The 11,888-nt window shown below is 71.8% G+C and carries 6 protein-coding genes; all 6 read right to left on the reverse strand.

The genetic code is table 11. From position 1 onward, the window contains the following. Window positions 1-439: 439 nt before the first annotated feature. Window positions 440-1,150, reverse strand: coding sequence for an HNH endonuclease family protein (locus ABD224_RS07160; protein WP_344048066.1), 711 nt, complete (start codon window positions 1,148-1,150; stop codon window positions 440-442). Window positions 1,151-1,355: 205 nt separating this feature from the next. Then, entirely contained in the window at window positions 1,356-4,913 is a 3,558-nt protein-coding gene (mfd, locus tag ABD224_RS07165; RefSeq protein WP_344048043.1) for a transcription-repair coupling factor, read from the reverse strand. A 285-nt stretch (window positions 4,914-5,198) separates the two neighbouring features. Next, on the reverse strand, window positions 5,199-7,778 hold the full coding sequence (locus tag ABD224_RS07170) for an ABC transporter permease (protein WP_344048046.1): 2,580 nt from the start codon (window positions 7,776-7,778) through the stop codon (window positions 5,199-5,201). Beyond that, window positions 7,775-8,563 (reverse strand): ABC transporter ATP-binding protein, encoded by a 789-nt coding sequence (locus ABD224_RS07175; protein ID WP_344048048.1) that lies wholly within the window; start codon window positions 8,561-8,563, stop codon window positions 7,775-7,777. Before ABD224_RS07175 ends, ABD224_RS07170 begins: the two co-directional genes overlap by 4 nt. Before the next feature lie 548 nt (window positions 8,564-9,111). Further along, window positions 9,112-9,984 carry a cellulose-binding protein gene (locus ABD224_RS07180; RefSeq protein WP_344048050.1) on the reverse strand — a complete coding sequence of 291 codons (873 nt, stop codon included), beginning with the start codon at window positions 9,982-9,984 and terminating at the stop codon, window positions 9,112-9,114. A gap of 385 nt (window positions 9,985-10,369) precedes the next feature. Beyond that, a partial coding sequence (locus tag ABD224_RS07185) for an SUKH-4 family immunity protein (RefSeq protein WP_344048052.1) occupies window positions 10,370-11,888 on the reverse strand: 1,519 nt, incomplete at its 5' end.

Raw genomic sequence — 11,888 nt, forward strand, 5'->3', positions numbered from 1 at the left:
AACCCCTCAAGGGCCTTTTCAGTCGACCCGAAGCCGGCCACCCAGTCTGCTACCAGATAGATCCCGCCGACCTCGTCATCTCCTCGATGCCCCGCAGAACGAGAGTCTGCAGAGGACCTACAGGCACTCCATCAGTTCATCCTCGAATCGTCCAACCTCAGCATTCCAGAGAGCCTTCGATCCCCCGTATCTCCTTGAACTCCTGGTCATGAGCAGCTCGCAGAGGAAATCCTCAGCCGGCAGCTCTTTTCCGGCCGGAGCTTTTTTCTGTGACGTCCTGCCCGAGTTTCCGGGGACTGGTCGACCACGGCGCGTGTCCGCCGGGGGTGCCATCCGTAAATCCGTAAGGTGAGGCCGTGGTACCGGGCGAAGCCCGTGGCCCGTGGTGGAGGCATGGCCTGGCGGGCTCCGGTGTGGTCCGTGTGCGGGTGGTGTCAGTTCACTGGGCGCGGAACCGTTCCGGTGCCTTGGTCGGGGTGCCGCCGGAGGGGAGCTTCTGGTCGGGGCAGGTGGACAGGACCCTCTTCATCGCGGCCTTCTCCGCAGCGGTGACCCACAGTTCGTACTTCTTCTTCACGGCGACCTGCCGGGCGACGTACTGGCACCGGTAGGCCTTGTTGGGCGGCAGCCAGGTCGCCGTGTCGCCGTCGCCCTTGGCGCGGTTGGTGCGCGCGTCCACGGCGAGCAGGTTGAGCGGGTCGTTGGCCAGGGCTATGCGTTTGCTCGCGTCCCAGTACTTGGCGCCCTTCTGCCAGGCGTCCGACAGGGCGACGACATGGTCGATGTCGATCTGGCTGTGGCCGCGCCGGAAGACGATCTCCTTGCCGGAGTACGGGTCCGAGGCCAGGACGCCGTAGGACACCTTGCAGGTGCCGTCGGTGAACCTGACCTGCTCCAGGTCCCGTTTGAGGATGTCGTCGCGGGTGCGGCAGCCGTTGGAGTCGGTGTCCGCCCAGGCCCTGCCGAACTTCTCCCGCTCATAGCCGGTCTTCGGTGCCCGTCCCTTGACGGGCAGTTCCTCGACGGCGGCGAGCGCCGCGCCGGCCGCCGTCTTCTCGGGTGTGCCCGGGCCGCCGGTGTCCTCCGTGCAGCCGGTCACGGTCAGTGCCACGACAGCGGCCACGACCGCCCCGCCCCTCGGACACCTCAGTCGCCTCACTCCGCGCCCCTCTCCTCATATGCCCGGTCCCGCCTCTGGTGCGGTCCTCTTGTCACAACTTCCCACGTTAACCGGGGTGATGTTCGTCCCGCACGGGGACCGGGGCACGGGGCGCGGATGCGGCGCGAACCGGGTGTGGATGCAGTGCGGTCCACGCCCCAGGGCATACGACCCCCAGGACGTACGCCCCCAGGGCCTACGACCCCAGGACCGATGTCAGGAACTCGCCCACCCAGCCGAGCAGTTCCCGGCCGACCAGGGGCTTGCCACCGACCTTCGCGGTCTTGGGGCGGGGCACGAGGACCTGGTGGACGGCCGGCTTGATCACCGAACCGGGGTAGAGGCGCTTGAGGCGCAGCTCCTGCGACTCGCGCAACTCCACCGGGGCGAAGCGGATGTTGGTGCCCTGCAGCACGATCTCGCCCACTCCGCACGCGCGGGCGAGCATGCGCAGCCCGGCCACCAGCAGCAGGTTCTCCACCGGTTCGGGCAGCTTGCCGTAGCGGTCGGTGAGTTCCTCGCGGACGGCCTTGATGTCCTCCTCGGAGTTGGCGGAGGCGATGGACCGGTAGGCCTGCAGGCGCAGCCGCTCGCCGGGCGCGTAGTCGTGCGGGACGTGCGCGTCGACGGGCAGCTCGATCTTGACCTCGAGCGGCGGCTCCTCCTCCTTGATCTCACCGGTCTCCAGCTGCCGCCGGTAGTCCGCGACCGCCTCGCCGACCATGCGCACGTACAGGTCGAAGCCGACGCCCGCGATGTGCCCGGACTGCTCGCCGCCCAGCAGGTTTCCGGCACCCCGGATCTCCAGGTCCTTCATCGCCACGTACATGCCCGCGCCCATCTCCGTGTGCTGGGCGATGGTCGCCAGGCGCTCGTGGGCGGTCTCCGTCAGCGGCCTCTCCGGCGGGTACAGGAAGTAGGCGTAGCCGCGTTCGCGGCCGCGGCCCACCCGGCCGCGCAGCTGGTGCAGCTGGGACAGGCCGAAGGTGTCGCTGCGCTCCACGATCAGGGTGTTGGCGTTGGAGATGTCGATGCCCGACTCGACGATCGTCGTCGAGACCAGCACGTCGTACTTCTTCTCCCAGAAGTCGACCACGACCTGCTCCAGGGCGGCCTCCGACATCTGGCCGTGGGCGGTGGCGATCCGTGCCTCGGGGACGATCTCGCGCAGCCGGGCCGCGGCGCGGTCGATGGACTCCACCCGGTTGTGGATGTAGAAGACCTGGCCCTCGCGCAGCAGCTCACGGCGGATCGCCGCACCGATCTGCTTCTCGTCGTACGGTCCGACGAACGTCAGCACCGGGTGGCGTTCCTCGGGGGGCGTGGTGATCGTCGACATCTCCCGGATGCCGGTCACGGCCATCTCCAGGGTCCTGGGGATGGGGGTGGCGGACATCGTCAGGACGTCGACGTTGGCGCGGAGCTTCTTCAGCTGCTCCTTGTGCTCGACGCCGAAGCGCTGCTCCTCGTCGACGATGACCAGGCCCAGGTCCTTGAACTTGGTCTCCGAGGAGAACAGGCGGTGGGTGCCGATCACGACGTCCACCGAGCCGTCCCGCAGCCCGTCCAGGACCGCCTTGGCCTCGGCGTCGGTCTGGAAGCGGGAGAGCGCCTTGACGTTCACCGGGAACTGCGCGTACCGCTCGGAGAACGTCGCGAAGTGCTGCTGCACCAGCAGCGTGGTGGGCACGAGCACCGCCACCTGCTTGCCGTCCTGGACCGCCTTGAAGGCGGCGCGGACCGCGATCTCCGTCTTGCCGTAGCCGACGTCGCCGCAGATCAGGCGGTCCATCGGGACCGGCTTTTCCATGTCCGCCTTGACCTCGGCGATCGTGGTGAGCTGGTCCGGGGTCTCCGTGTACGGGAAGGCGTCCTCCAGCTCGCGCTGCCAGGGCGTGTCGGGGCCGAAGGCGTGCCCGGGTGCGGCCATGCGCGCGCTGTAGAGCTTGATCAGGTCGGCGGCGATCTCCTTGACCGCCTTCCTCGCGCGTGCCTTGGTCTTCGTCCAGTCGGCGCCGCCGAGCCGGTGCAGGGTGGGGGCCTCGCCGCCGACGTACTTGGTGATCTGCTCCAGCTGGTCGGTGGGGATGTAGAGGCGGTCGCCGGGCTGGCCGCGCTTGGCCGGGGCGTACTCCACCACCAGGTACTCGCGGGTGGCGCCCTGCACGGTGCGCTGCACCATCTCGATGTAGCGGCCCACGCCGTGCTGCTCGTGGACGATGTAGTCGCCGGGCTCCAGGGTCAGCGGGTCGATGCTCTTGCGGCGGCGCACCGGCATCCGGGCGCCGTCGCGGCCGGCCGTCTTCTGGCCGGTCAGGTCGGTCTCGGTGAGCACCGCCAGCTTCAGGCCCGGGTCGACGAAGCCGTGGGTGACGGAGCCGCACGCCACGTGCACGACCGACGCGGACAGCTCCTTCAGGTCCACGTCCAGGCGGGCGGCGATGCCCTCGCCGCCGAGCACCTCGACGGTGCGGGAGGCCGGGCCGTGGCCCTCGGTGACGAAGACCGCGCGCCAGCCGTCCGCGAGCCAGCCCTTGGTGTCGGCGAGCGCCCTCGCGGTGTCCCCGCGGTAGGTCTCGGGCGCGCGCATGCCCAGCTTGAGGGTGTCCGCGCCCTCGTCCTCGTCGCCGTCGTAGGCCGTCTCGTCCGCGGCGAACGGCGAGACGGTCCACCACATCATGCCCAGCTCGCGCGCGTGGTCGCGGAGGTCGGCGATCGACCGCAGGGAGGCCGCGCCGACGTCGATGGGGGCCTGTGCGCCGCCGGCGGTGGCCGCCCAGGAGGCCTGCAGGAACTCCTGGGAGGTGGCCACCAGGTCGGCCGCGCGGGTGCGCACCCGCTCCGGGTCGCAGACGACGGCCATGGCGCCCTCGGGCAGCACGTCGAGCAGCAGCTCCATGTCGTCGACCAGGACCGGCGCCAGGGACTCCATGCCCTCGACCGCGATGCCCTCGGCGATCTTGCCCAGCAGTTCGCCGAGTTCCGGGTGCTGCTCGGCGAGCTCGCGCGCACGCGCGCGGACGTCCTCGGTGAGCAGCAGCTCACGGCAGGGCGGGGCCCACAGGCCGTGCTCGGCGATCTCCAGGGAGCGCTGGTCGGCGACCTTGAAGTAGCGGATCTCCTCGACGTCGTCGCCCCAGAACTCGATGCGCAGGGGGTGTTCCTCGGTGGGCGGGAACACGTCGAGGATGCCGCCGCGCACGGCGAACTCGCCGCGTTTTTCCACCAGCTCCACCCGGGAGTACGCGGCGGCGGCCAGGGCCTCGACGACATCGTCGAGGTCGGCGCTCTGCCCGCTTTTCAAGGACACCGGCTCCAGGTCGCCCAGGCCCTTGACCTGCGGCTGGAGGACGGAGCGCACGGGTGCGACGACGACGGAGACCGGGCCGGTCTCCGGGTCGTCGGGGTCGGGGTGGGCCAGACGGCGCAGCACGGCCAGACGGCGGCCCATGGTGTCGCTGCGCGGGCTGAGCCGCTCGTGCGGGAGGGTCTCCCAGGCGGGGTACTCGACGACGCCGTGCGGGGGCAGCAGCGAGCGCAGGGCGTCGGCGAGGTCCTCGGCCTCGCGGCCGGTCGCGGTGACCGCGAGCACGGGGCGGCCGGTCTCACGGGCCAGGGCGGCGACCGCGAAGGGGCGGGCCGCCGGGGGGCCGACGAGGTCGATGTGCATGCGGTTGCCGTCCGCCGCGGCGGTGATCGCTTCTGCGAGGGCGGGGTCCTTGACGACGGCGTCGAGCAGACCGTGCAGGGTCATGGGGGGTTGTTTTCCGTCCGGAGATGGGCAACACGAAGGGCCCGACTCGCGCGGCGGGCCGGGGTCCCTTCAGCGTACGACGCCCGGGGCGGTGGTCGCGGGGGCTGTGGACAACGTCCCACACCCGACCACTGTCGAACACACATTCAAACAAGGGGGCGTTCAGACGGACACACAACGGACGCGCAGAGGGGCGGCGGGGTGCCTCACCCCGCCGCCCCTGCTCCGCCCGTCCTCGGGGCCGCGGCCCGCCCCGGCCGCGGCCCCGTCCCCCGCCATGACGGGTCAGTCCGTGGCGATCGCCTCCAGGACGTTCATCCGGCCCGCCCGGAACGCCGGGACCAGGGCGGCGAACAGGCCCACGAACGCCGATCCGATGAAGACCCCGATGATCGTCGGCCACGGGATGTCGAGGACCTTCAGGCCCTCCAGGGCCAGCAGCTGCTGGGCGGTGGCGCCCCAGCCCATGCCCAGCCCGAGGCCCAGCAGGGCACCGAAGAGGGCGATCACGACCGACTCCATGCGGATCATGCGGCGCAGCTGCCGGCGCGACAGGCCGATGGCCCGCATCAGGCCGATCTCCCGGGTCCGTTCCACGACCGACAGGGCCAGGGTGTTCACCACACCCAGGACCGCGACGACGATCGCCAGGGCCAGCAGGCCGTAGACCATGTTCAGCAGCTGGCCGACCTGGTCTTGCAGCGCCTCCTTGTAGTCGGTCTGGTCGCGCACCGTGTACTGCGGGTAGTCGTGCAGCGCGTCCTTCAGCGCCCGGTACGCGGCGTCCTTCTGCCCGTCCTTCGCCGAGGCGAAGACCATCGCCGTCAGCGGCATCCTCTCGTCCGGGACGTGCCGGGCGAGCGTGTCGATCGACAGGTACTTCGCCCCCGCGTCGATCATGCCCTCGCTGCTGGTGATCGCCCGGACCGTCAGCGTGCCCGTCGAGCCGCCCTCGAACGCGACCTTGATCTTCGAGCCGATGCCGATGCCGTGGTCCTTCGCGAACTTCTCGGGGACGGACATCGAGCCGGGCCGGTAGGCGTCCTTCAGCTCGCCCTCGACGGTCTTCACCCGCAGATCGGTCGCGTACGTCGGGTCGGCCGCCGAGAGCGTCTGCTTCCTCAGCGTCCTGCCGTCGGGCGTGGTGAGGGCGGCCTCGGCCAGCTTGTACTCGGTGACCCGCTCCAGCTCCGGCACCGCCTCCACCGCCCGCACGGCCTGCGGGGTGATCAGCTGGCCCATGTCGTTCTGGACGATGAAGTCCGTGCCGACCGCCTTGTCGAGCTCCTCGGTGGCGGAGGCCACCATGGAGGAGCCGACCACCGACAGGCACGCCACCAGCGCGAGGCCGATCATCAGCGCGGCACCGGTCGCGCCGGTACGGCGCGGATTGCGCAGGGCATTGCGCTCCGCCATCCGGCCGACGGGGCCGAAGACCCGCAGCAGGAGCGCGCCCAGGACCCGGACCACACCGCCGGCGAGCAGCGGGCCGATGACGACGAAGCCGACCAGGGACAGCACCACGCCCAGACCCAGCCACAGCGAGCCGTCGGACGCCTTGTCCGCGGTGCCCGCCAGGTAGAGGGAGAACCCTCCGGCGGCGGTGAGGACCGTACCGACGACACCCCGCACCCAGCCGGCCTTGGCGTCCACCGGGGCGCCCGCATCACGCAGCGCGGCCATCGGGGAGATCCGGCCGGCCCGCCGTGCGGGCAGATAGGCGGCCAGCACGGTGACGACGATGCCCAGCAGCATCCCGACCACGGGAGTCGTCCAGGCCACCGTCAGATCGTCCGTGGACAGCTTCATGCCCATCAGGCCCATGAGCTTCATCAGCCCGACCGCCAGACCGACGCCCGCCCCCACACCGAGCACCGAGCCGACGACACCCAGCAGCAGCGCCTCGGCCAGCACCGAGCGGTTGACCTGCCCGCGGGAGGAGCCGATGGCCCGCATCAGGCCGATCTCCCGGGTGCGCTGCGCGACCAGCATGGAGAAGGTGTTGATGATCAGGAAGACGCCGACGAGGAAGGCGATCCCGGCGAAGCCGAGCATGGCGTACTTCATGACGCTCATGAAGCTCTCGACGTCCTTCCGGTTGGCGTCGGCGACCTCCTCGGCGGTCCGCACCTTGTAGTCGCCGCCGAGCGCGGCCACCACGTTCTTCTTCAGCTGCGTGTCGCTGACACCGTCGGCGGCGGTGACGTTGATGTCGGTGTAGACACCGGTCCTGCCGACCAGGACCCGCTGGGCGGTCTCGGTGTCCAGGTAGAAGACCGCGGCACCGGGGTTGGTGACGGTGAAGCTGACGATGCCGGAGACCTTCGCGGTGTGCGTGCCGACCGCCGTGATCACGCCCACCTCGTCACCGAGCCTCAGGCCGTGCTTGTCGGCGGTGTCGGCGTCGACCATCACCTGGTTCGCGCCCTTGGGCGCCGCACCGGAGGTGATCTCCATCGTGCGGGCCTCGTTGGCGTTCCAGCTGCCGACGATGGTCGGCGCGCCGCTGGACGGCGAAAGGCTGTCCTTGTCGCCGTCGACGACGGTCACCGAGGTCGAGAACACCGCGCCCTCGGCCGACTTCACGCCGTCCACCGCGCGCACCTCGGTGAGCACGGAGGCCGGTATCACCGGCGGCCGGCCGTTGCTGGAGGTCGTCTCACCGCTGTCGGAGGCGTCCTTGGCGCTGACCGTCACATCCGACGCCGTCGCCTGGAACAGCTTGTCGAACGTCGTGTTCATGGTGTCGGTGAACACCAGCGTCCCGCAGACGAACGCCACCGACAGCAGCACGGCGACGGCCGACAGCGCCATGCGCCCCTTGTGCGCGAGGAAGTTGCGCAGGGAAGTCTTCAGGACGGTCATGACGTGCGCCCCCGGGCGTCGAAGTCCTTCATGCGGTCCAGCACCTGATCGGCCGTCGGCTTGTCCATCTCGTCGACGATCCGGCCGTCGGCCAGATACAGCACACGGTCGGCGTAGGAGGCGGCCACCGGGTCGTGGGTGACCATCACGATCGTCTGCCCCAGCTCGTCCACCGACCGGCGCAGAAAGCCCAGCACCTCGGCGCCCGCACGGGAGTCCAGGTTCCCGGTCGGCTCGTCACCGAAGATGATCTCGGGCCGGGCGGCCAGGGCACGGGCCACGGCGACACGCTGCTGCTGACCGCCGGAGAGCTGGTTGGGCCGGTGCTTGAGCCGGCCGGCGAGCCCCACGGTCTCCACCACCCGGTCCAGCCACTCCTTGTCCGGCTTCCGGCCGGCGATGTCCATGGGCAGGGTGATGTTCTCGATCGCGTTCAGCGTGGGCAGCAGGTTGAACGCCTGGAAGATGAAACCGATCCGGTCCCGGCGCAGCTGCGTGAGCTTCTTGTCCTTCAGCCCGGTGATCTCGGTGTCGTCCAGGAAGATCTGCCCGCTGGTCACGGTGTCGAGACCGGCGAGGCAGTGCATCAGCGTGGACTTGCCGGACCCCGAGGGCCCCATGATCGCGGTGAACTGGCCCCGGGCTATGTCCACGTCGACGTGGTCCAGGGCGACGACACGGGTCTCCCCGGCCCCGTAGGCCTTCACGACCTGCCGCGCCCGCGCGGCAACGGCCGTAGTCCTTCCAGTACCCCCGTGCCTGGGAATGGTCACAGCCGATGTCACGTCAAGTCTCCTAAGTCGGTCGGTCGGTGGATCGTGTCGGTTGCGGACGCGTGGTCTGCGAAGTCGTCTGTGCAGTGGTCTGTGCAGTGGTGTGCGCAGCCGTCTGCGCATCGCTGCGCCGTCGAGTCTGCTCGGCGAAGGCCCCCTGGCGCGCTGGTGCCCAGCGCAGTCTTCTGCTGGGGAAAACCCCACCCCCGTCGGTGCGGCACACCGCCCCCCCTGCGGTGTAAAGCCAGGTTAAGGACACTCCCGCCCCCGCACGTCATCCGGCGGGACGACCCCTCCCCAGCCTCGGGTACGGAGCTTCCCCTAGGGGTTCTCCACCGCAGGGCGGATCCCGTCTCAGGGTTGCCTCCCCCCATCGGCGCACCGGAAGTCTTCACCCTCCCGCCGCGTGAAGGTCAAGCGCACGGCCGCTCCACGACAAACCGGCGCGCGGGAAAGGCCCCGCACAGGGCAGCGCCCGCCCCCGGTACGCCGACCGCCCGCCCCTCGGTCGTCGGCCGCCCGCCCCTCGGTCGTCGGCCGCCCGCCCCTCGTCCGCCCGGTCAGCGTCCCGTCACACCGCTCCGCGCCACCGTGCCGGCCTGCGCCCCCGCACCGTCGCCCCATCCCTCGCCGCGCTCGCGCGGCGTCCGCTCCGTCCCCCCGGCGATCCACTCGTCCCGCAGCCGGGCCTCGGCCAGCACCTCCGCCGCCCGGGCCCGTGCCTCCTGCTGCCCCCGCAGCGCCGCCTGCTCGGCCTCGGCCAGGGCCCGCACCGCCTCGTACAGGGCCTCCTCGGCCGCCGCCGCGCGGGCGGCGTGCTCCGCCTCGAGAGCGGCCTCCCGCTCGGCCCGCACCCGCTCCGCCTCCGCCCACCGCTCGGCGTGCTCCCTGGCCTGCGCGGCGAGCATCCCGGAGGCGTACTGCCGCGTCTCCCGCAGCACGGCCAGCGCCTCGCCGCGGCGTTCCTTCGCCTCCCGGCGGACCGTGGCCCGCAGTTCGTCGGCCTTCGTCCGCGCCGCGAGGAGGCACCGCTCGGCCTGCTCGTCGGCCCGGGTGCGCACGGCGTCGGCCTGCGCCCGGGCGGCGGCGAGGACGCGTTCCGCGTCGGCCCGTGCCGTCTCCATCAGACGCTGCGCCGCCCGCCGCGCGCTCTTGCGCACCGCCTGCGCCTCCTCCTGCGCCAGCTCGAAGAGCCGCCCGGCGCGCTCGCCGAGACTCTCGTACGTCTGAGGGCCCAGCCCCTCCACCGCCTCGCGCAGCCGGGCCAGCTCCGTCTCCATCTCCCGGGCGAGGACGGTCAGCCGCGCCGCACGCTCCCACGCGGCGTCCCGGTTGTCGGAGAGGGCAGCCATGTACGCGTCGACCTGGGCGGGACGGTAGCCGCGCCCCCGTACGACCGCGAAGCCGTACGGCGACCCCGGTGCGCTGCTCATCCTGGACCCCTCTCCGCCGGAACACCGCCGGCGCACTGCCGGGACGCTCCCGGAACACCGCCGGACGGCACGAACGGAACACCAACGGAATACGACATGATGATTTCGCGCATATCTTGATGTATGGGGCGTTGATGTTCATAACGCGACACTCCGGGCGCGCGGCGGGTCGCTTCGCCGGCGACGGGCACGGCCACGGACACACCTGCGGACACACCTGCGGACACACCTGCGGACACACCTGCGGACACACGGACGGACCCGAACGCGGGCACGAACACGCGAACACAAAGCAGACCCACAGCAGGCGCAAAAAGGGCCGGGCCCGGTCGCAAGAACCGGGCCCGGCCCGTCCGCACGAGGTGCGGCCGTCAGCCGGGACGCCTCACAGCAGCCCGTCCCACATCTGCTCCAGCACCACCGACCACCAGCTCTCGGGCGAACTCAGCGCCGCCGGGTCCAAGGACGCCAACTGCGCCTGGAAGTCGACGGTCCAGCGGCCCGCCTGCTCCTGGGTCAGCCCGTAGCGCAGCCGCCACATCCGCCCGAGCAGCGCCAGACAGCGCACGAACTCCGGCAGCCCCGTGTTCACGAACTGCGGCGGCACGGGCCCACCGCCCGGCCCCGCCTCCACCGGCACCGCCACGATGTTCGCCGTGCCGTACTGCACACAGATCGCCTTGCCGAAGTCACTGCCCACGACGAGGTACGAGCCCGCGTCCGGCGCCGCCTGCACCCCGCGCTCGGCGGCCAGCTCCGCCAGCGTCGGCACCGGCCGCCCCGGCTGGGCCTGCGCCCAGAAGAACGGCCCCATGTCGAGCGGCAGCCCCGCCACCACCAAGGTGTGCGCCACGATCGGCGGAACGCCCTGCCGGGAGACCGCGGCCTGCTCGAACCGGAAGATGCCCGGCCCGAAGGCCGCACCCAGCTCATGGGCGATGCCCTCCGGCGGGACCGGCGGCGCCGGCTGCACCGGCGGCAACGGCGCACGCACCGGCCCCGGACGGGCCGGCCCGTCCGCCACCTGGTGCAGCTCGCCCTGGTGGGCGAGGAGTTGCTCGATGCCCTGCCGGCGGCTCGCGTGATCGGTGCCGTACGGCGCGATCGACGTGATGCGCGCCTGCGGCCACTGCTCACGGATCATCCGCGCGCAGTAGGCGCCCGGCAGCCGGCACGACTCCAGCTCCGTGTGCAGCTCCAGCACCTGGTCCGGGGGCACGTTCATGGCCCGCAGCTCGTGGAAGATCTGCCACTCCGGATGCGGCATGCCCGGCGCGGAACGCCGGATCAGCTGCTGCTCGGAACCGTCCTGCGCGCGGTAGCGCAGCACGGCCTGATAGCCGGGGCCGACCATCGGCTGCCCCTGCTGGGGGTAGCCGTAGGCCGAGGGCGGCTGACCGGGAGCGAGCGGCTGACCGGGCAGGGAGTGCCCGGGCATGGGCGGCGGGCCGGGCGGTGGCACCGCACCCGGCGGCACACCGGGAGCCCCCGGAGGCGGCGGAGGCATGCCGGGAGCGCCCGGCGGGGGCGGGGCCAGCATCGTCTCCGCACGGTGCACGGCACCCGGAGGGCCCGGCGGCTGAGGTGCGCCCGGCGCCCCCGGGGCACCCGGAGCGCCCGGAGGGGCACTGGGCGGAGCCGGCGGGGGCGGAGGTGTCCCCCCGCCGGTCCGGCCGGGATCCGCGAGCATCGTGGCCGCGTGATGAACGCCACCCGAAGGCGTGCCGCCCGGCGGGTTCGGCGCTCCCGGCGGCGGAGGCGGAGTCGGGCCGCCCGCACCACCGGGGCCGCCGGGACCGAGCGACGGCACGAGCTGGGTCGGCACATAAGCGCCCGCGGCACCCGGCGCACCGGGCGGAGGCGGCGTGGGGGCCCCGCCCGGAGGCGTGCCCCCCGGAGGCGTG

Origin of the sequence: Streptomyces thermoalcalitolerans (assembly GCF_039525155.1) — a bacterium.
GTDB lineage: Bacteria > Actinomycetota > Actinomycetes > Streptomycetales > Streptomycetaceae > Streptomyces > Streptomyces thermovulgaris.